The sequence below is a fragment of the Paenibacillus xylanexedens genome (assembly GCF_007680605.1).
GTDB classification, from domain to species: domain Bacteria; phylum Bacillota; class Bacilli; order Paenibacillales; family Paenibacillaceae; genus Paenibacillus; species Paenibacillus xylanexedens_B.
Genome location: NZ_VEIO01000002.1, coordinates 13,224 through 34,563 on the forward strand (window position 1 = coordinate 13,224; position 21,340 = coordinate 34,563).

The window sequence follows — 21,340 nt, forward strand, 5'->3', positions numbered from 1 at the left end:
TATATTTTGTTAATATATTTGTCCGTTGGAGTTTCTTTTTATCCCCTACGCTATAGATAGATGTAATAACTACCTACAGAGGGGAAGAACATTTCATGAATCTAACAGCTCGTAAACTAGTAGCACTATTAACGATAACCGCATTGGGAACAGCGGCACTTCCATTCACAACACCTCAAGCTCAGGCAGCTGGCTTCACAACTTCGATTTCAGCTACAGCAACACAGCTTACGAATCAGCAGGTGCAGGCGGCCATCAAAGAACTGAACCGTCTGGGGATCATGAACGGATATAGCGATCAATCGATGGGCGAGCTTCGGGCGATCACACGTGCAGAGTTAGCTTCATTGATATATAGAACATTCGATTTGCAGAACAAGACAGGAGACATTGAAGCAACGATAACGGATGTTCAGGCGAATGCTTGGTATGCACCGTATGCTCTGAAAGCAGTGGAGATGGGCATCATGCAGTCCGTGGAAGGAGAGTTCCATCCTCAAAGCCCGGTAACCGATGCGGAGCTGGAAGAGGTCGTATCTAAAGCATTAAAACGGGATGTGAAGTCCGTACATCACTGGATGAGTGCTTTCTACGAAGAAACGGGCTCTGTGACACGGGGCGAAACGGCAGTGTTGTTGCAAAAGGCGTATCAAGCCATTCCTTCGGATCAAGTCCGCATTGAGAGTATCAAACCGCTGAATAACATGACGCTCGTAATCACTTTGGACAAGCCGCTCACGGCAGAAGATGAAGTGTTTGCCAAATCCCGAACAGACTTTGCATTTAGCGGGGGACTAACCTTAACCAATATGCCTCGTTTGAAAACAGGTTCTGTTGCTACATACATCGTGCCGACATCCGTTCAACAAGCTGGGGAAACGTACACTCTGACATATAAAGGTCAAGATGCCGGTTCATTCGAAGGCAGTGACGTTAAAGTAAATATGACTCAAGTGCGTCAGGTTACGAATGATACGTTTGAGATTGAAGCTTTAAAGGAAAACGGAGTAGTGGATTACGGTTATATTATTTCGGCATACAGCGCTGGTCGGGGGGATAACGCCTTCATCCTGAACGATCAGGAGCAGGCAGACGGCAAAACATATCAGATTATTTCGTCCATGCAGGCAAGACAAGTTACCATTACGCCGGAAAATGGCGAACCGATCATTGCCAAGTATGTTCCGTTTACGCAATCGACGGATGGCAGACAAGAACCCAAATTCCGATTGCCAGAAGGTCAGATTCTGAAACCAGGGGTATCTTATACCGTGACTTCTGAGTGGGCGAATATCGAACAAGCTTCGTTTACGGCGAAATCGTTTGAATCATTCGTGGTTGAGCGTGCCCAAGTTGCAGGGGAAACGTCCATTGAAGTGACACTTGCCCAAGATCCGGGAGATGAACTATTCTCTGGACGGAGTGTTACCCTGAACGCACCAGATGGGCAAGTCCTGACAGCTACGTATAAATATTCGAGCCGGAAAGGTGCAACAGGTGTATTTGAACTTGCGAGTGGAGAAAAGCTCATCTCTGGCACAAACTATACGCTGAACCCGGTTGGCGATTGGAGTGTAGCATCATCGGTAACGGTGGTACAGCAGTAAGGAGGACCCATGAACAAATCCTTGATGCTGATCATGTTGATCAGCAGTGTGCTGTTCGTTCAAGGCTGTATGCTTAACGAAAAAAGTAACTCAAAGGAGGGGAGCCTTATGGCCTCACTAAATCAACAGTTATTCAGTGCAGCTGAAGCAAAGGATACCAAGAGTATCGAAAAGCTCATTCAGGAAGGGGCAGATGTTCAGGCTCAAGATCAGAGCGGAAGAACGGCCCTGATGATTGCAACGTACAATCAGGATACCGCATCCGTGCAAAAGTTGATTGAAGCAGGTGCGGATGTTAACCAGCAGGATGACATGTTAAATAGTCCGTTTTTATATGCGGGTGCTGAAGGGTATTTGGATATTTTGAAGCTTACTATTCAGGCAGGGGCAGACCCTGCTATCACTAACCGTTACGGGGGGACAGCACTCATCCCCGCTTCGGAGCATGGATACGTCGACGTGGTTCGAGAGCTGCTGACCAAGACCAAGGTAGATGTGAACCATGTGAATAAATTAGGATGGACCGCATTGCTGGAAGCGATCATTCTAAACGATGGCAATGAACGGCAACAGGAGACCATTGAATTGCTTATTCATCATGGGGCCGATGTTAATCTGGCAGATGGCGATGGTGTGACTCCCCTCCGTCATGCTAGAGCAAAAGGCTTTAAGGAAATCGAAGCTATTTTGTTGCAAGCAGGTGCAAAGTAGTGACCCGCTAGTGCTGCGGGCAAACGGGTATCTGCGAAGAAAAAACTGAAGAAACAACAAAAAACGGGATGGAGCAGCTTTGGCTGTCTCATCCCGTTTTTTGTTGTTGTGAATTATTTTTGTTCCTCAGGTACTTCAACGATAACCTTGCCTTTGGCTGGCGTAGCAGAGCCGCTTTCAAGTGAGCCTTTCTTGTTCATCATCTCGTATGAGGTTTCCTCCAGCATGAGGGAGTATTTGAAGGATACGAGTGTTTTACCTGCAACAGAAGGGCGGATTCCTGCTTCAGCAACGGGCTTGGTTTTAATAAAGAACAAATCACCAAGCGTTCCGGCTTGTTTACCCAGATTTGCCTGCCATTTCAGCAGGGCATTGCCGTTTGCAATTGTATAGTAGCTGACCAGATCATTATCCTCAATCATGAAGAAGTGATCCTTTTTACCCTGCTCAAAAATATAAGCTGTCGATGAATCCACGGGTCCAAGCGGGCTTTTCACCTGCAGGCGCGGTTGACCGAGACTTGAAAGCCGTGGCAGCTGCAACGCTGCTTCACGGGCAACCGTCAAATCGGAGCCGTTGTAGTCCTTCACTACGGAAGCATTGGTGGTGTATATATAAGCTTCCTTGGCAGCCTGATTCCAGCGTACTTGTGCGCCAAACGTTTCACCGATGGCACGAAGCGGAAGCATAGCTTTCCCTTTGACCAAGATTGGAGCCGAGGACAAGGAGGCATTTTGTCCATTCTTTTTCATCGTTTTACTATTGGGTGTCAGCACGTATTGGTCACTGCCTGTTTTGATGGTGATTTGTTTGCTCTTATTATCATAACCGAAGGTATAATCTCCGAGAAATTGCAGTTCAGTCAGGGCAATGTACGTGACTCCTTGGCGGATGACCACATCGTATTCTGCAGGCATATTGTTAACATAGGCCATAGGTTTTGTTGTAGCGGCGGCTTCAGCCACCGTAGGCGTGAACAGTGCAGGAGTTACTCCTGCGGTCAGAATGGAGGCGGCCAGCAGCATCTTCCATTTTTTCTGCTTCCAAATGGAGTTGTGTGATAGTGTTGTTTTTTTCATAATCAATCTCCTTTCAGATCATTAGACGGACTGATTATCCTAAAAGTTGCATATTATTGGAACATCCATAAGATATTAACCTAATTCCTGTATATTAAACTGTAGGATGAGGACGTAAAATGAAGCTCAGCTAAGGAAGGCACAGATATTGTGAAGTTGGACATAAAATAAAGTATAGAGGATATGATTTTTCCAAAATTCATTCGGAAAATAGGTAACTTTTTGAGATGGGGAGCGTCTTATATGGAAATAACTTCTATTGGGAGATGAATGTGTGTGAAAAAGGAGCGTAATCAGAGCATATGGCGTTATACTTGCTGCGTTACCCTAACGGGAATAACCGTGCTACTGCTAACAGGATGTATGACGCCAGATCCCCAAACGGATGCGTTAGGCGGACAGGCTCAGGACTCAACGATAAAGGCCGCTGATATGAAAGCTCCAATTCAAGTCTCCGATACGATTTATAACGACTTAGCGTTGCCCGGTTCACCAACCTCGCTCTCAGCGAAGCAAATTTCCGCCAAGATCCCCTACAAGAAGGGAGAACAAGTAAAACTCGGAGAGGGCTTGCCTCTTTTCAGTGGCCGGAAGGATCACCGCGTTGCGATAGATCAGATGAAGATTACATATCTTACTATACCGAAGGAAAAGTATACGCTGACTGGAGTTCAGGGGGAGTGGATGCAGGTCAAGAACCAGCAGCAAGATAGCTACTGGCTTCCTGCCTGGTATTCGCTTAAGCAGAGTGACGGCATAACGCAAACCGATCCTCATACGTTCACTGTTCGTACAGGCAGCAAACTATATCTCACTCCGGACAGTACGATAACTTGGCCTTCTGACCAGGCGATATTGAAGAGCGCATTCACCGTGGCTGAGTGGAAGGATTGGGTCGGCGTGTCCATTGCTCCCCGGATTTGGAGCAAGGAATGGACAGGTTACCACCATGCACTGCTTTGGATTAAGAAACGGGATGTTACAGGTCAAACGCCTGTATCAGATGGATGGTTTGTAAGTGAGCCATCGTTACCAATCTCTATGATCCGCCATCTAGTAGATACCAAGCTGAATCAGACCACGACGACCAATCAGGTTGCCAAGTGGTTAGGGAAGCCGGATTGGAAGGAGCAGTCCAGGAATCTGAATGAACCAGGTGATTCGATGCGAGTTAGGCAGACCTGGAGATATGAGAGGCATGATGCACATGTATTGTTAACCTTTAATAACAACGGCAAGCTAACTGAGATTCGCTGGAATATGCCAGCGAGTCAGGATAATGAGGCAGATCTCCGAAGTTACGAGCGTATGGGTACGTTTAGTTATATCACTCAGGTTGCTGTAGGGAGGTCTCTCCCGCCAACACTATCATGGAAACCGGATTGGGTGAATCAGGGAGATCTGAACTATACCTTTTTACAAGCGGGTACAGATGATGTGCTCCTCATGAAGGGGGACGACGGCGGGTTTAGCGGCATGCATTATGATGATTCCTACTACGCGCTGGATCGACATACAGGGAAACTACTCTGGAGAGTGCATAACGGATACGGTCCAGCTCAAGCGGTTTTAAATACCAAGCGGGATGCCGTTACGCTATATACAAGTTATGACACAGATCGCAAACAATATCTGGATCGCGTACGCCATATCAATCTGAAAGACGGAAAGCTTTTATGGGAATATAGGCCGCAGGGACAAGATAAGCGGAATAACGATACAAACAAGAAGAATACAGCTGACGATAGGGTATGGTTGAACGGCATCAAGGCTGCCCGAAATGTAGTTATTGTAGATATCCCTGCGGCTGAAGGCTCCAGCAATGGATGGATTCATGTGCTTAATAGTTCAACCGGTAAACGGTTATGGACTAAGAAATTAACGACAGGATATCAATTGGTTAATCGGAATGCCGATGAGCCTTATGTTCTGTATCAGGAGAAAAATCAGCTTGTTGCCGCAGATCCTCTAACGGGACGAACGGTTTGGCAGGTGGAGGCAGCACCACCCGCGATAGAACTTATCGAGAACGATTCCTATTTTGACGGCATCCATCGTTATGATCCTTTTGCCTCAGCACCCCTTGGACGCTGGATGTTGCTGGAAGATCAATGGGTGTTACTTGATCTGACTTCTGGCAAGAAGCGATCTCAATTTCCTGCCCGTACAGGGCAGCAGTTAGAAGTGCTGAATGACGGTATGGTGCTGATTCGTGAGAATCAAAAAGGAGATCGTTACGGTGATTACGGCGACTATACAACCTCCTTGTTTGACCCAAATACAGGCAAGATTCGCTGGACGGTCGATGCGAAGATTGAACGCGGACTTCGAGAAGCGGATCAGCTGTATGTCATTAGAAACGGATATCCTGCCTCTGTCGATTACCGTACCGGGGAGACAAGGTGGGATACGCAAGAATCTGTTGGAGCAAACCAATATTCGACCAATCAAGGCAGTTACCTCATTATCGGAGATCGTTTGTTGCTTCCGCGAAATGAAGACTTGCTTGTGATGGATAAAAAGGATGGGACGCTGCTAGGGCGTGTGCATGATGTAGTCATGGGCGCTCCGGAGCATCGGGATCGGGATGCAAAGAATGGCATGGTCAACCGAATTGACGATATGGTTTACGTTGGCTCAGCTAATGGACGTTTCCGTGTCCTTCCAGCTGATCTGCTGGAAGGAGAGATCTCTTTTTAAAAGCTTGTCTGAGCCGCCATGTTGTTTTATTATATATGAACAGGATTGCTCGCGCTCCGGTTATCGGCTGTGCGGGCTTTCTTCATGTGTTCTTGAAAGATTCTTGAGAGATACTTGAAGGAACCATACATGATCATTCACGGGAGGAATCTCCATGATTTCATTATATGGTGTGAGCAAACGGTTCAACGAGCGCGGTTCCCGTGCGGATCAGGGATTCGAGGCCTTGCGATCCGTCTCGCTTGAAATAGGTAAAGGGGAGATTCACGGCATTATTGGTTCCAGCGGGGCAGGAAAGTCCACCTTGCTGCGGATGCTCAACGGTTTGGAACAGCCTGATGCTGGAGAGGTTACCGTCAATGGTCAGCAACTAACCGGAATGAACGAGCGAGACTTGCGTCAGGCACGGCGGTCCATCGGTATGATCTTCCAGCATTTCAATCTGGTCAGCAATCGCACGGTGCTGAGCAATGTGAGTATGCCCCTGGAACTGGCGGGCAAATCACGTTCGCAGCGGCGAGAGCGAGGGTTAGAAGTACTTCGATTTGTAGGACTGGAGGACAAAGCGACCCAGTATCCGGCTCAGCTGAGCGGAGGACAGAAGCAACGCGTTGCTATTGCCAGAGCGCTTGCCAGTCATCCGGCTGTATTGCTCTGCGACGAACCAACGTCTTCACTTGATCCGCAGACAACAGGTGGAATATTGGATGTGCTTCGTCATGTGAACGAAACGATGGGGGTAACGATCGTCGTTGTTACCCATGAGATGGAGGTAGCTCGTCGGTTATGTCACCGCATTACGGTGATGAAAGAGGGTCAGATTGTGCGTACCCTATCTGAATCAGAAGTTCGCAGTATCCCGGTTCCGCAGCCGGATATTCTTACTTCACTGCTTGCAGACGACACTATGGGTGGAACAGGAACGAAAAAGGTAACGGGAACGGGAACCACTCTCCACCGTCTGGCGGAACAGGAGGACAGGCGATGATGTTACCTGATTCGGTCCTTAAATATCAGCATGAAATCTGGCAGGCCATTGGAGAAACATTTGTGATGGTGGGAATATCCATCGCGGCAGCAGTGCTGGTCGGTTTGCCTCTCGGTACGCTATTGTACCTGTTTCGTAAAGGGCAACGATACCAGAATCGAGCCTTGTTCACGGTTCTGGGCAGTCTTGTGAATATCATTCGTTCCTTTCCATTCCTGCTGCTAGTCGTCTTCATGATCCCGTTCACTCGGTTGGTTGTAGGCACATCCATCGGTACGTTAGCTGCAACGGTGCCTTTATCGGTCATTGCTATTGCTTATTATGCCCGCCTTGTCGAACAGGCGCTACTCGATGTGCCTAAAGGTGTCATCGAAGCGGCCTCTTCTATGGGAGCCTCAACCGTGCAACTTGTCCTTAAATTCCTTTACGTGGAGGCAAGGTCTGGTCTTGTGCTGGGACTTACCACAGCAACGATCAGTTTTGTTTCCTATTCTACCGTAATGGGGATTGTGGGCGGCGGCGGTGTTGGTGATTTTGCTATCCGTTACGGTTACCAACGCTTCGAAACGGAAATTATGATATTTACCATTGTTATCATGATTGTGCTGGTACAGATGATTCAATTCACCGGCAGTCGACTGTCTCGCTGGCTGGATCGCAGATCCTGACGAACCCGCTAAAAACGACTATACATTACACAGAGAAGGGGTAAACATCCAAATGAAAGCAAAATTAATGCTCATGTTGCTCGCGGTTATGCTCGTTGTATCCGCCTGCGGTAAAAAAGAAGAAACGCCTGCTACTGAAGGGGCGAAGCCAGAATCACAAGCCGGACAGGAAGTTACACTAAAAGTAGCTACATTGATTCCGCCAATGACGGATGTACTGGACATCGTTAAACCGCTTCTTAAAGAAGATGGCGTAAACTTGGAAGTTGTTGTACTTTCGGATAACGTACAGCCGAATACAGCACTGGCGAACAAGGAAGTGGATGCGAACTTCTTCCAACACGTGCCGTACATGAAACAGTATAACGAGGCGAACAATGCGACGCTGGTGCCTGTTCAGCCCATCTACAACGCGATCTATGGTGGATACTCCAAAACGTACAAGTCCATTGATGAACTGCCAGAAGGTGCAACGATTGCGATCGCGAATGATCCTTCAAACATCGGGCGCTCCCTCGTCATGCTGGAGCAAAACGGCCTGATTAAACTCAAAGAGGGTGTAGGTTTTAATGCGACACAAGCGGACATCACAGAGAACAAAAAGAACTTCAAGTTCAAAGAAGTAGATTTGCTGATGCTTGCCCGCATGATGGATGATGCAGATCTGGTAGCCATGACTCCTGCCTATGCGAGCCCGCTCGGTTTGACACCGAAGAAGGATGCCCTGCTGACCGAGAAGGACGATTCTCATTTTGCAATCACGTTGGTAGCTCGTGAGGATAACAAGGACTCCGAAGCCATTCAGAAGCTGGCTAAACGTATGGCTGGCCCTGAAGTGAAAGCCTTTTTCGAAAAAAACTACGCAGATATTGCTATTCCAGCATTCTAAGGTACAGACCAGTATAGAGATTTAAACATAGAGATCCGAGCAAATATGCTTGGGTCTTTTTGTTTTTGATCTGACTTCTGTTAACAACTGTTTAGAAACTTAATAGGACGAGAGTTAAATTCGTTTAATTTAGTTAATATTTTTTTTGTATGTTAGTGCAAATATCAATTTAATATGGAAGAGGTAGAGTGAATTGTCGTTGAAAAACAAAAAAACAGGTTGGTTAGGAAAGATGGCAACCGATTTTAAGGTCAAATTGATCATGTCCTTCATTATCTTTTTGGCGGCCCCTTCTATCACTATAGGTGTATTGTCTTATAACAATGCCAAAGAGGAAGTAACGAAACAAATTCTACATAGCGCAGAGGAAAACGTGAATTTAGCTAATAGTACGATTGATTTAATCATCAATGTGAAACGTAAACAGGTTGAATATTATGCGAAGGTTTTTACCGCAGACACCATGAAAAATTCAGAAGCAAACATGCTGGAGGAAATAAAGGGATTCATCGGACAGAACCCGGATGTGGTTCTCGTCAGTGTAGGTGATCAAAATGGCAAATATATATCTTCTTCGGATACAGCTACCCCACAAGATTTCGATCCGCGAACCAGACCTTGGTATACAGAAGCAATGAGTCAACCTGGTCAGGTTATCGTCACAGATCCTTATACCTCCACGGCAACGAATTCAGTTACCGTTTCAATTGCAAAAGCATTGGACGACCGGTCTGGTGTAGTCAGTCTTGATCTGGATCTGAATGATATTAGCAGTAGTATAAGCAAGATCAAGGTAGGGGAGCAGGGATATGTGGTCTTGTTGGATCGTAGCCAAAAATATATCTCTCACCCGGACAACCCGGCTGGTTCAGAGGCGAAAGAGCCATTTTGGGCAGAGGTATTTAATCACGAATCGGGCACATTTGATTATCTCTATAATGATGAACCCAAGTTTATGTACTTTTTAACGAATGGTTCAACGAATTGGAAAATCGCAGGTACGATGTTCACCGCCGAGGTGGATGAGGCGACAGCTCCGATTCTGCATCGAATGATGATTGTGCTGTTATCTTGCCTTGGAGTTGGGGCCGTAATCATCTGGCTTGTCATGCGCTCCATTATTAGACCGATCAGAGAATTGAAAAATCTAGCGATACAAGTCAGTGAAGGAGATCTGACACAGACTATTGTCAGTAAAAGCTCGGATGAGCTTGGTGATCTTAGTGACGCTTTTGGCAAAATGCAGACCAATCTGCGTTTGCTGATCCAGAATGTAGAGCATAGCGCAAGTCAGGTCGTTTCTTCATCCGAAGAGATGACGCAGAGTGCAGAAGTGACCAGTGCTGCGAGTGAACAGGTGGCTAGAGCCATTCAGGAAATTACGCTGGGGGCCGAGAAACAAATGCATGGTATTGAGCATAATCATGAGGCCATGCGCGAAATTACGTCTGGTGTGACCAATATTGCAGAGAGATCGGTTCATGTCTCCGAGTTAGCCAAACAGACCACGTTACAGGCAGAAGAAGGCGGCAACACGGTTAAGCAGACGGTAGGTCAGATGAAATCCATTCAAGAGACCGTCATACAGATGAGTCGTATCATTCAGACTTTGGATGAACGTTCTGAGCAAATCTCGGCGATCACAGAGCTGATGGGAAATATGGCGAAACAAACGAATCTACTGGCGTTGAATGCGTCCATTGAGGCTGCACGTGCAGGTGCACACGGGAATGGGTTTGCCGTAGTCGCTGGGGAAGTGCGCAAGCTCGCTGAGCAATCCCAGCAGTCTGCGCAAGATATAACTGTCCTGACGTCTGCCGTACAGAAAGATACGTTGGAATCCGTTGATATGATGAAGAAGGTTGCTTTAGAGGTCGAACAAGGCATGGAGGTTTCCACTGAAGCTATTCAGAAGTTCGAACGTATTCTGGAGAGTATGCGGGAGACCACACCTCAGATTGAAGAGATCGCAGCAACTTCACAGCAGATTACGGCTGGAGTGCAGGAGGTTGGAGCAGTATCGAGTGAATTGGCAGGTATTGCTTCAGCTAATGCATCCACTTCTGAGGAGGTCGCAGCTTCATCGGAAGAACAGCTGGCTTCGATGGAGGAAATTTCAGCTTCTGCAAGAAGTTTGTCAAGTATGGCAGAACATCTGCAGCGTCTAATCCAGCAGTTCAAGTACTAGGGAGCCGAGAGGCTCCTTTTTACATTGTGTCAGATGTAATATGTTAATTTCTGGAATGTGTATCGATGGGTAAATGTTAGAAGAAAGGAGGTAGAATTGTGGAGAATTAAGGCAATATCCGCAATTGAATAAGGGGGGGGGCTCGTAATATGATTTGATTATTGCAGAGATAAAATCGGCCAATGGGACCTTTTTTCATAAATGAATTAGCGCTGAAGTCGTAACTTGGATGGTGAACTTTGCTACGTGATATTGTTTTAAATTTTACTTTAATTTTGATTTTCGTCTTCCTCATTCATCACTATCTGAATCAATTAAGCAATCGGCATAAGCCATCATTTACCTCTCGCCTGATTATTGGGATAGCAATGAGCATGTTAGGTACGGCGTTATATTACTTCTCCATTATATTGGATGACGGTACGATGCTAAACTTTAGATCCATTGTATACCTTCTCGCCGCTTATTATGGGGGAGGCGGAACGGCGTTTATTACCTTTGCAGGTTTGTGGGTTTTTAGAATTAATGCCGGGTTTTGGCCGTCCATTGAAAATCTTGATTATGCTTTGTATGAGCTTTTGTTTGTATTAGCTGCATCCCTGAATTTCAAGTATATACACCGATTTATTTTCCGATGGTTTTCCGGATCGTTCCTGTTCATTGCGGTTTATCAGTTCACGATGTACATGACGTATCCGGCGTCACCCTATAGTCATGGGATTACCTTAATGTCTCAAATTCTATGTATGCTTCTGATTGTATTGTTCATCTATTTCCTGAATCAGAATCATCAATACAGACAGTTGGTGGTACAAAAAGAGCAGGAAATGCTGGAGATGCTGCGTAGACAGCCAGGGTTTACATTTAAACTGCACAAGCTGAACGGAAAGTTTGAATTTCTTTTGCTCGAAGGGGAGATGTTGTCTCATCTGGGTATGGACATGCGAAGTCTGGAGCAGAGCTTCCAGCTGGGAACCATTAACGCACTGCCTCAGGAGAAAATTCAATTTTTGAAAACACAATTCAACCGCGCCTGGAGAGGCGAACACTTTTTTTTCGAGATTGAGCACAAAGGAAACTATGCTCTGGTTAAGCTCGGGCCTTTTCTGGAGGGCAAAATGGTGAAGTATGTTATCGGGTATGGACTTGATATTACAGAACATCGTGCTGTCAGGCGAAGGATTCAGGAAAGTGAGGAGCGCTATCGTTTGCTGGAGCGGGTGTCCTCCAATTGGGTTGCAGGATTGGACGGTGCGGGAAACATCGTCTCCATTAACCAGAAATTTCTCGATGTCCTTCAGGCGGATCGGCAACAGGTCATTGGTCGTGCGCTCGCAGATTTACTCGTGATGGAGAAATCAGATTGCTGGGTTACCGTTTTGCAAAAGGTTATCTCGTCTAAAACCAATCATGAAGCGGAATTGACCTTCCGGATCGGAGAAAGTGATGAATTGCATGTTCGCGTTCATCTTTATCCGCTCAAGTCATCCGGTTCCTGTGAGCAAATTAAAGCTGTCTTTCAAGATATGACAGATCAATATCACAGGGTGAAGGCGGATAAAGCCAGTCAGGCGAAGAGTGAGTTTCTGGCCTTGATGAGCCATGAATTGCGTACGCCTCTGAACAGTATTACCAGCTTCAGTTCCTTGTTGCAACGAACAGATCTTACTCCTCAGCAACAGGACTATCTTGGCAAGATCACCGTATCCTCACAATCTTTACTTGCGTTGATCAATGATATTCTAGATTTTTCGAGAATTGAAGCAGGTATGTTTAATGTGGAGAATGTCCCCTTTTCTCTGGAAGATGTATTTAAACGAGTGGCGGATCAGATCAGTACAGCTATCGGTAACAAGGATATTAAAATTATTTTTCATACCGATCCCGAGCTGCCTTTAACGGTCATTGGTGATCCGTTCAGGTTGGAACAGGTTCTTATTAATCTGCTTAACAACGCCATTAAATTTACGGATGAAGGGTATGTCATATTTCATGCAGAAGTGCTCACACTTGAGGATAAACATGTTGAAGTTCGGTTTGAGGTAGAGGATACCGGGATTGGCATCTCCCCCGAACAGATGGAGCGTTTATTTGTTCCTTTCAGTCAGGCCGAACCATCGACCTATCGAAGGTACGGAGGCTCTGGCTTGGGTTTGGTCATCTGTTACCACCTGATCACCTCTTTAGGTGGAAGTTTGCAAGTAGAAAGTGTGCTTGGTGAATACAGCATGTTTACATTTGAGTTGGTGTATGAACTGACAGAAACAGAGGATCTTTCTTTCTTGCCAACCTACCCTTTGTTATATGCAGTGAATGATGTGATGATTGTGGAAAGTGATAGAAGAGTTGCGGAAAATCTGGAGCAGATGTTGCGCTCATTTGGCCTCAGGCCTCGAATCTATTCTTCTGTTCGAGAAGTGCTGGGCAACGATAAATATGATGACGAGGGGGATGAAACATCTTCTCTTTTGATCATGCTCGATATGGATACGGAACCTGTAGACGATGAACCGAGCTGGGAGCGTTTGAAGGACCGGCTGAAGGATATCCGAATTCAGGTGTTAGGGTATACGCGTGGGGTTGGTGAGAATGCTCTTGAAGGCAAGCAAAATTCGATTGATCCGAATGCACTCTTGTTTAAACCGATTACCCGTGTCGGGCTGTTTGAAACGTTGTTGACATTGCAGGATGGAGAAGTGCAGAATTTGAACCGAATTACAAATCAGGATGAGTCATCAAATCGAATGAATCAGGGAGCCATTTTGGTGGCAGAGGATCATGAGATCAATCAGATCGCCATTCGGGCGATGCTACAGCAACTTGGCTTTGAAGTGAAAGTGGTGAAGAATGGAAAGGAGATACTGAGCGAACTACCTGTTCAGCCATGGAAGCTGATTTTGATGGATTTATTTATGCCGCTAATGGATGGACTAGAAGCTGTTAAACACATTCGTCAGATGAGACAGTACGATCACTTACCCGTTATTGCACTTACGGCAAATAGCATGAAGAAAGATCATAAGGAATATATAGAGGCAGGTATGAATGCTGTTCTGACGAAACCGATTGATGAACAACAGCTCCAAGATGTACTGGTAGCCTGGATCGATCTGAAGGGCTTGCATGAAATCAGGGGGATTGATACGGATAAAGCCCTGAAACAGATGGATAACAAACCGCACATTTTGCAGTACGCGTTGAATAAGTTTGCTCTAGAATATAGCGGATTTGAGCAAAAAATGCAGATTTATCTTGAGCAAAAGCAAATGAATGATGTTGTACGGAGTACACATTCTCTCAAAGGTGTTGCAGCCCACCTGCATGCTGTGAAACTGCTGCAGGCCGTTCTGCATCTGGAATCGCTTTTGTCTCATCCATCTTCGGAAGTAGAGTTGACCCTCAGCCTGCAATGGGTTCAGCAAGAAATTGATCATATTTCAGAGTCACTACCATGGTAAAGATGGCTAGCAGAGGTTATGCCTAAGGTGTGAATTTATACCCGACCCCCCATATGGTTTGAATATATTGGGGGTTTTTCGGATTATCTTCAATTTTTTTGCGGAGTTTCGTAATATGTACATCAATGGTCCGATCATTAATATAGGCATCTATTCCGCGAATGGCTTCAATTAAAGCATACCGACTGAACACTTTGCCAGGATTAAGCACAAACAGCTTCATGATCTCGAATTCGGAGAACGTCGTTTCGACTCTGCGATGGTTTAACAGAATGGTCCTGCGTGCCACATCAAGGCTTAACCCTGATTCCGTTTCGGTCACTACAGAGTTTTCCAATAAAGCATAGCGGCGTAAAACAGCCTCGATGCGAGCCTTCAGTTCCTGCATGCTGAACGGTTTACAGACAAAATCATCTGCGCCGTCGGTTAAGGAGCGAATACGTTCAGACACCTCAGTTAACGAAGAAATGACAATCATCGGTAGGGAGGTATGTTCACGCATGATTGCGCATGGATTTTTCCCACCTGAATCAGGTAACATCAGGTCTATTAAAATGATATTTGGTCTGGTTTCAAGCTGCAAAAGTGCACACCCGATGGTGTCCACACGATCTACTTCGTAGCCTTCACCTTGTAAATACAGGGATAAAGTGTCGCCCAGCATGTTGTCGTCCTCTATAATAAGCACTTTAGTCATGGTGTTCCTTTCTGAATCCACGTTATATAGGTATGTTAGGTAATAGATGTCGCTCTCCCTGGCAAGTAAGCAGTTCAGGATTCATTACTTCGATCAAGCAGTTGCATGAGTTTACGCTCTGTTGCCGTTTCTGGTGCGGGTGTATAAATGCTGCATCGCAAATCGGAATTGCCTTGAATCTGTAGTGAGGTCAGGTCGAACAACATTTTTCCCGCTCTGGAATGTCTGAATTCAATCCATACATCAGGAGCACTGCTTACGCTGCTTTGTTTCCACAATGCTTGAAAATCAGGGTGGCGATTCATCATATCATTCAAAAATAAATTATACCATTCATCGTCGACATAACGACCATAATAGCCACGAAAAATAGATAAAAATCCGCTGACGAAGTCCTCCCAGTTCACTGCAAGCCTGCGCAACTCTTTTCGATCAAATACCAGACTAATCATATTCCGCTGTTCTAAGGGGATCTGTTCAAAGTTCATAAAAACTTGTGCGGCAGCCTCATTCCAGCCGACAATGAAACAGCGCCGATCAGAGATAATGGTAGGACAATAGCGCAATTCCTGCAAGATTTTCTGCAATGACGGGTGAAGCTGAAGCGTGTCTGGTTCCGGCACGGGCAGATCCGAATAATGCTCCGTAGCTAGAGAAAACAAGTATTTACGTTCATCTGCAGTGAGTCTGAGAGCAGAAGAAATGCTGTCCAGTACAGCATGTGAAACCTGAATGCTTCGTCCCTGTTCCAGCCAGGTATACCAAGTCGTGCTAACGTTAGCTAATTGGGCGACTTCTTCTCTTCTTAAACCAGGTGTTCTTCGCCGGCCTCCGGCAGGCAAGCCAACGGATTCCGGAGAGAGTTTCGAACGCTGTGTTTTCAAAAAAGTGGATAACGCCTGTAGTCGAATAACATCACTCAATGGATCACCTTCAATCTGTTTATCATGGTAGTCATTATACTATGATAAATGACAACTTGTAATAGGATATACAGAAATGGCACTATGAATGCATAAGCATCAGGAAACTGAATGAAGAACGTTACAAGGAGGACAAACCGGGATGAGTATGGAACGAGTTGTGATTACAGGAATGGGAGTAATTTCTCCACTCGGCAATGATGTAGATACATTCTGGGGCGCTTTGAAGGAAGGCAGATCAGGAATTTCTCCGATTGAACATCTGGACAGCGCTTTGTATAAAACGAGAATGGGCGGATTGATTCGTGATTTTGATGGTGAAGCTAGATTCGGACGCAAAGAAGCCAGGCGTATGGATCGGTTTGTACAATTTGCTGTTGCGGCAGCAGATCAGGCGTTATCGGATTCCGGTCTAGTGCTGGAATCGCTGGACCGGGAGCGAGTAGGTGTGTATATTGGCTCAGGTATAGGCGGTATTCAGACCTTGATGGATCAGGGCAGTGTCTTGTCGGAACGCGGAGCATCGCGGGTTAGTCCAACGCTTGTTCCGATGATGATATCCAATATGGCGGCGGCCACCGTTAGTATGAGATTCGGATGCTGGGGGCCAACGCTCTCTCCGGTAACGGCTTGTTCCATTGGAAACACAGCTATTGGTGAAGCGTACCGGCTGATTCGCCACGGAGGAGCAGATGTTATTTTTGCAGGAGGTACAGAAGCAGCAGTCACAGAAATATCGCTTGCGAGTTTCGGCAATGCAACAGCATTATCTACCCGAAATGAAGCTTATACAGCGGCAAGCCGGCCCTTTGATGCAGGCAGAGACGGGTTTGTGATGGCAGAGGGGGCAGGGATTCTGGTCGTGGAGGCCCTGTCTCATGCACTGGCAAGGGGGGCGAATATTCTCGCTGAGGTGATCGGATATGGAGCTACCTCTGACGCGTACCACATGGTAGCCACCCATCCTGAGGGTCGGGGAGCTTATCTTGCCATGAGGGCAGCGTTGCGCGATGCGAAGCTGGAGCCTCAAGATATCGGTGTGATCAACGCTCATGCGACCAGCACAGAGGCGGGGGATCTTTCTGAAACGAGAGCGATTAAACAGCTTTTTGGTGAGTTGGCCTATCATATCCCCGTAACAGCGAACAAGTCCATGACAGGGCATATGCTTGGTGCCGCAGGGGGAGCAGAAGCGATATCTCTCGTTCAAACGCTGCGACAAGGCATCATACCGCCAACCATTAATCAGGAGCAGAAAGATCCCGAATGCGATCTGGATTATGTCCCAAATGTCGCGAGAGAAGCAGTCTTGCAGACGGGCATGTCCAATTCTTTCGGATTCGGCGGACATAATGCGGTTATTATTCTTCAGAAATATTCAGCATGAGCAGATGGCTGGATAAACGGGCATTATAAAAACAAACAGCGCCGCCAATATGGCTGCGCTGTTTTCATGTGTAGGCAAGGAATCAAGACGTCAGGGAAGTTGAATCCGCAATACCTTTGCCACTTCTGCTTAGCCAGCTTACCCGCCAGCGGGATTGCATGAAGAGAACAAGGCACATCGAAGCGGCAGCGATGAGACTGAGGATGACAAATCCTGGCGTGTAAGATTGATAAGTGCTGTAAAGTTGGCCCAGAATGAGTGGTAAAGCGTAACCTCCCAAACCTCCGGCTGCACCTACGATACCTGTCATCAGGCCAATCTCGTTGCCAAAACGTTGTGGAACCAGCTGGAATACAGAACCGTTCCCGGCCCCAAGGCACATCATACCGAGGAACAGCATGGCGATGACTACGGGAAGCGGCGGCAGGAAGGATACACCCAGAAGCATGATGCAGGCGCCGGAGTACAAGAAGGTAAGCATCCGGGTTCCGCCGATTTTATCCGCCAGAAAACCACCAACAGGCCGGAAGAAGCTGCCTGCAATGACACAGAACGTCGTAATGTCGGCGGCATGAACGGCAGAAAGTCCATATTGGGTATTAAAGAAAATGGTCAGATAATTACACAGTCCAACGAAACCGCCAAAGGTGACGCAATAGAAGGCACAGAAGACCCATGCATCTTTTTGCTTAAGCAAGGTTCCGTACTGGGATAACTTCTTAGGCTCTGGACGATTCGGACTGTTTTTAGCGAAGATGGAAAAGAGGATAAAGACGATAACAATCGGGATGATCGCGAGTCCGAAAACAACTTCCCAGCTACCAAAATGAGTGGCCAGACGATTGGCAAACAGGGTAGCGAGAACCGTTCCGCTATTACCTGCCCCGGCAATCCCCATGGCAAGACCTTGATGTTCTTTAGGATACCACTGTCCTGCAAGCGGCAGCGCGGCTGCGAATGAAGCGCCCGCTACGCCGAGTAAAAGAGCTACGACATACAGTTGGCTGAGCGAATCCACCCATAACCAGCCCAATAACAATGGAACGAGGGTGAATAACATACCGATTTGAGCGGTTAATTTGGGACCAATATAGTCGGACATGAAGCCAAGCACCAGCCGCAGAATAGAGCCCCCGAGAATGGGCAGGGCGACCAGATTCGCTTTTTCCAATGGGGTCATCGGATAATCCATGGCAATAATAACAGCGAGCGGACCGAGCATACCCCAGATCATAAAACTGATGTCAAAATACATAAATGCTCCGAACAGCGTGGGCTTATGCCCGCTTTTCCAAAAACTTTTGCTCTCTACCATTCCTCATCGCTCCTCATCCAAGTAGGTTCTTTGTTATGTCTCTATGTTTTCGTTCGGGCAGAAAAAGGCCGCAAGCCGTCCTGAATTAGAACGATTTGCGGCCCCGTTGCCGACAGGCGGTACACTTCTTTGTGTTCCCGCTTCTGAGATGATCACATCGCTGTGATTTTGATTCAAATTATAAAAAGGGAAAAATATAATGTCAACAAAAATAACATTAAATTTTAAAATAATTATTCCATAACCCATTTTTCATTATTTCATGTCAATTTAATTGACATATGTTTTGAATTCAATTAATCTGAATTTAATAAGAATCTACACAATGGCGTGTAGAGCTCGGAGGCAATGGTGCCCCTTTTCCCCATAAGGAAAAGGGGTTATTGCGTTTTCAATCGGAGAAAGGGATAGGGGGCGGCCCATGAGTAGAAAGAAATTAGTGGTTATCGGCAATGGCATGGCTGGAGTGAAATGTGTAGAAGAGATTAATAACCTGGAGCCGGATATGTATGAGATTGTGATCTACGGGACGGAACCTCGCCCCAATTACAATCGAATTATGTTATCCAAAGTACTCCAAGGTGAGCATTCCATACAAGACATTATCATCAACGACTGGACCTGGTATGCGGAGCGTAATATCCGGCTGTGCACAGGCGAGACAGTTCAGCGGATTGACCCTCGTACGAAATTCATTGAGACGGAAACTGGCAAAAAGGAAACATATGACATATTGATCCTTGCGACAGGATCTTCTCCGTTTATTCCGCCAATCCCGGGCATCGATAAGGAGCGTGTAATGTCTTTTCGGTCCATTGATGACTGTACTCGCATGTCGGATTACTCCAAAGAATACCGCAAAGCGGCTGTCATCGGTGGCGGATTGCTTGGGCTGGAGGCTGCAAGGGGACTGTTGCATCTGGGGATGGAGGCGGTGGTGGTCCACAATGCACCGTATATTATGAATCGACAACTGGATTACCAAGCTGCAGCGATGCTTCAACGTGAGCTTGAAGATCAGGGCATGTCCTTTCTTTTGAATAAAAATACGCAAAAAGTTACCGGACGTTCACAAGCGCAGGGACTGCTTTTCACAGATGGAACCAAACTGGAGGCGCAACTGGTCATTGTCGCTGTCGGAATTCGACCGAATGTGGATTTGGCCAGGAGAAGCGGCATTGCTACACATCGTGCTGTTGTGGTTGACGATCATATGCGTACCAGCGTACCTGATATATATGCCGTGGGAGAATGTGCAGAGCATCGGGGGATCAGTTATGGTCTGGTAGCACCGCTGTATGAGCAGGGAAAGGTGCTGGCGCGCACATTGTGCGGACAGGAGGTGCCGGGGTATACAGGTTCTGTTCCTTATTCTCAGTTGAAAGTATCGGGGGTAGATGTTTTCTCGGCAGGAGAAATCAGCGGTGACCGAATGCAAACAGCGATTCAGCACTTGGATGGCATTCAGGGCACGTATAAAAAAGTGCTGATGCAAGCTGGCAAGGTTAGAGGTGCCATTTTGTTTGGCAACACGGTTGAGGGCACGGCCCTCCTTGGTCTGGTACAACGTGGAGCCGATGTAGCTGAGCTTGCCTCCAAGGAAGATGCGCCAGATCCTGCAGTAGCAGCAGCTGTTGCTCTTCCAAGCCAGGAAACGGTCTGCGCTTGCAACAATGTAACCAAAGCAACGATCTTAAAAGCCATTCAGGAGCAAGGGTTGGAAACGGAAGAACAAGTGAAGCAACAAACCAAAGCTTCAGGTTCATGCGGTGGTTGCAAACCTATGGTAGGCGCTCTGCTGAAACACGCTAAACGTCTGGAACTTGATGGAGGTGTTAGCACAAGTCCTGAATCAGGCGGTACGAAGGAGGAACCCGCCGCGCTCCCTGTATGTCACTGTACGGAGATGAGCCAAGCAGAGCTGAAGCATCGGGTGAGCGTTATCCTTGAGTCATATGAAAAAGAAGCAGACATTTCGAACGTTGGATCTGGAGTCATTCCGTTGGAAGACACACAGATCAATTCACTGTTGAAGGAGCTGAACTGGCATTCGGAACACGGGTGCCCGGCATGTCTTCCTGCAATTCGCTATTATGTTTGTGTATCAGGGTTCATGCAGTCCACCGCAGAAAATGATGTGATAACAGACCTGAAAACAGACCCTTACGGACTGGAAGCGGAAGATTTACAAGGGAAACTTGCGCAGGAACATCATCAGATGGTTCGCATCTATTCGGAGCGAAATGTACCATCACTGGCTTCTAATAATACTGCAAGCGATCTGGAGACGCGACTTCGTGCCGATTGGAAAACTGCAACGATGCCTTCCGAAGTGAACATCGCTATTGCCTGGGGTTCTCGATCCCCGTTGAATGTACTGGTTTCAGATTTAGGACTGCAGGCTTCTCCGGCTGGATGGGAGATTTACGTCGGAGGTCATGCCGGGCATCCGGTGAAGGAGGCCTCCCTGCTCGGGACAACTGAATCAGAGCAACAAGCGTTCTTTCTCGCATCGGCCTGTCTGCAATGGTATCGACAAACGGCTTGGTTTGATGAACCTTTATGGATGTGGACTGAACGTCTGGGAGTGATGTCGATTCGGGAAACGCTTTTGAATACACAATTCCAGCGAGAACTTACGTTTAATCGCGCACAGGAGCGCGAGAAGGATGTTGAGCGTGGAACGGAGACCCTTTTTGAAAACCTCATTGCTCAGGTGAAAGCTTGAAG

Annotated in this window: 14 protein-coding genes; 10 read left to right on the forward strand and 4 right to left on the reverse strand. The window is 46.8% G+C overall.

Annotated elements, in window-relative coordinates; genetic code table 11:
• Positions 1-95: 95 nt before the first annotated feature.
• Complete coding sequence (locus tag FS818_RS14745) at positions 96-1,607, forward strand: S-layer homology domain-containing protein (protein ID WP_145332933.1); 1,512 nt, start codon at positions 96-98, stop codon at positions 1,605-1,607.
• Positions 1,608-1,631: 24 nt separating this feature from the next.
• On the forward strand, positions 1,632-2,318 hold the full coding sequence (locus FS818_RS14750) for an ankyrin repeat domain-containing protein (protein WP_145333463.1): 687 nt from the start codon (positions 1,632-1,634) through the stop codon (positions 2,316-2,318).
• 113 nt (positions 2,319-2,431) lie between these two features.
• On the opposite strand, the gene FS818_RS14755 is transcribed toward FS818_RS14750, so the two are convergent.
• Complete coding sequence (locus tag FS818_RS14755) at positions 2,432-3,397, reverse strand: copper amine oxidase N-terminal domain-containing protein (RefSeq protein ID WP_145332934.1); 966 nt, start codon at positions 3,395-3,397, stop codon at positions 2,432-2,434.
• Between the two features lie 276 nt (positions 3,398-3,673).
• On the opposite strand from FS818_RS14755, the gene FS818_RS14760 reads away from it, so the two are divergent.
• From FS818_RS14760 to FS818_RS14785, 6 genes are all read left to right on the forward strand, one after another.
• Positions 3,674-6,097 carry an outer membrane protein assembly factor BamB family protein gene (locus FS818_RS14760; RefSeq protein ID WP_186375495.1) on the forward strand — a complete coding sequence of 808 codons (2,424 nt, stop codon included), beginning with the start codon at positions 3,674-3,676 and terminating at the stop codon, positions 6,095-6,097.
• A gap of 154 nt (positions 6,098-6,251) precedes the next feature.
• On the forward strand, positions 6,252-7,085 hold the full coding sequence (locus FS818_RS14765) for a methionine ABC transporter ATP-binding protein (RefSeq protein ID WP_145332936.1): 834 nt from the start codon (positions 6,252-6,254) through the stop codon (positions 7,083-7,085).
• Entirely contained in the window at positions 7,082-7,753 is a 672-nt protein-coding gene (locus FS818_RS14770) for a methionine ABC transporter permease (RefSeq protein WP_145332937.1), read from the forward strand. The genes FS818_RS14765 and FS818_RS14770 overlap by 4 nt, the downstream gene beginning before the upstream one ends.
• 52 nt (positions 7,754-7,805) lie before the next feature.
• The gene (locus FS818_RS14775; protein ID WP_145332938.1) at positions 7,806-8,642 is read left to right on the forward strand and encodes a MetQ/NlpA family ABC transporter substrate-binding protein; all 837 of its coding nucleotides are present in this window, start codon (positions 7,806-7,808) and stop codon (positions 8,640-8,642) included.
• A 232-nt stretch (positions 8,643-8,874) separates the two neighbouring features.
• The gene (locus FS818_RS14780; RefSeq protein WP_260989878.1) at positions 8,875-10,830 is read left to right on the forward strand and encodes a methyl-accepting chemotaxis protein; all 1,956 of its coding nucleotides are present in this window, start codon (positions 8,875-8,877) and stop codon (positions 10,828-10,830) included.
• 275 nt (positions 10,831-11,105) lie between these two features.
• Positions 11,106-14,288: a response regulator gene (locus FS818_RS14785; protein ID WP_186375496.1), complete on the forward strand. Its 3,183-nt coding sequence runs from the start codon at positions 11,106-11,108 to the stop codon at positions 14,286-14,288.
• Between the two features lie 22 nt (positions 14,289-14,310).
• Here the strand turns inward: FS818_RS14785 and FS818_RS14790 are convergent, their stop codons facing one another.
• A complete protein-coding gene (locus tag FS818_RS14790) occupies positions 14,311-14,985 on the reverse strand; it encodes a response regulator transcription factor (RefSeq protein ID WP_145332941.1) in 675 nt (224 codons plus the stop codon).
• A 74-nt stretch (positions 14,986-15,059) separates the two neighbouring features.
• The gene (locus FS818_RS14795) at positions 15,060-15,908 is read right to left on the reverse strand and encodes a helix-turn-helix transcriptional regulator (protein WP_145332942.1); all 849 of its coding nucleotides are present in this window, start codon (positions 15,906-15,908) and stop codon (positions 15,060-15,062) included.
• Between the two features lie 148 nt (positions 15,909-16,056).
• On the opposite strand from FS818_RS14795, the gene fabF reads away from it, so the two are divergent.
• Positions 16,057-17,295: a beta-ketoacyl-ACP synthase II gene (fabF, locus tag FS818_RS14800; protein ID WP_145333464.1), complete on the forward strand. Its 1,239-nt coding sequence runs from the start codon at positions 16,057-16,059 to the stop codon at positions 17,293-17,295.
• A gap of 82 nt (positions 17,296-17,377) precedes the next feature.
• Here the strand turns inward: fabF and FS818_RS14805 are convergent, their stop codons facing one another.
• On the reverse strand, positions 17,378-18,610 hold the full coding sequence (locus FS818_RS14805) for a nitrate/nitrite transporter (RefSeq protein WP_145332943.1): 1,233 nt from the start codon (positions 18,608-18,610) through the stop codon (positions 17,378-17,380).
• Between the two features lie 421 nt (positions 18,611-19,031).
• On the opposite strand from FS818_RS14805, the gene FS818_RS14810 reads away from it, so the two are divergent.
• Positions 19,032-21,338, forward strand: coding sequence for an FAD-dependent oxidoreductase (locus FS818_RS14810; protein WP_145332944.1), 2,307 nt, complete (start codon positions 19,032-19,034; stop codon positions 21,336-21,338).
• The last annotated feature ends 2 nt before the right edge of the window (positions 21,339-21,340 follow it).

Excerpts from the sequence above, each read along its gene's own strand:
- FS818_RS14745 (WP_145332933.1), top strand. The coding sequence starts at position 96 with ATGAATCTAACAGCTCGTAAACTAGTAGCACTATTAACGATAACCGCA.
- FS818_RS14750 (WP_145333463.1), top strand. The coding sequence starts at position 1,632 with ATGCTGATCATGTTGATCAGCAGTGTGCTGTTCGTTCAAGGCTGTATG.
- FS818_RS14755 (WP_145332934.1), bottom strand. The coding sequence starts at position 3,397 with ATGAAAAAAACAACACTATCACACAACTCCATTTGGAAGCAGAAAAAA.
- FS818_RS14765 (WP_145332936.1), top strand. The coding sequence starts at position 6,252 with ATGATTTCATTATATGGTGTGAGCAAACGGTTCAACGAGCGCGGTTCC.
- FS818_RS14770 (WP_145332937.1), top strand. The coding sequence starts at position 7,082 with ATGATGTTACCTGATTCGGTCCTTAAATATCAGCATGAAATCTGGCAG.
- FS818_RS14775 (WP_145332938.1), top strand. The coding sequence starts at position 7,806 with ATGAAAGCAAAATTAATGCTCATGTTGCTCGCGGTTATGCTCGTTGTA.
- FS818_RS14780 (WP_260989878.1), top strand. The coding sequence starts at position 8,875 with ATGGCAACCGATTTTAAGGTCAAATTGATCATGTCCTTCATTATCTTT.
- FS818_RS14790 (WP_145332941.1), bottom strand. The coding sequence starts at position 14,985 with ATGACTAAAGTGCTTATTATAGAGGACGACAACATGCTGGGCGACACT.
- fabF (WP_145333464.1), top strand. The coding sequence starts at position 16,057 with ATGGAACGAGTTGTGATTACAGGAATGGGAGTAATTTCTCCACTCGGC.
- FS818_RS14805 (WP_145332943.1), bottom strand. The coding sequence starts at position 18,610 with ATGGTAGAGAGCAAAAGTTTTTGGAAAAGCGGGCATAAGCCCACGCTG.
- FS818_RS14810 (WP_145332944.1), top strand. The coding sequence starts at position 19,032 with ATGAGTAGAAAGAAATTAGTGGTTATCGGCAATGGCATGGCTGGAGTG.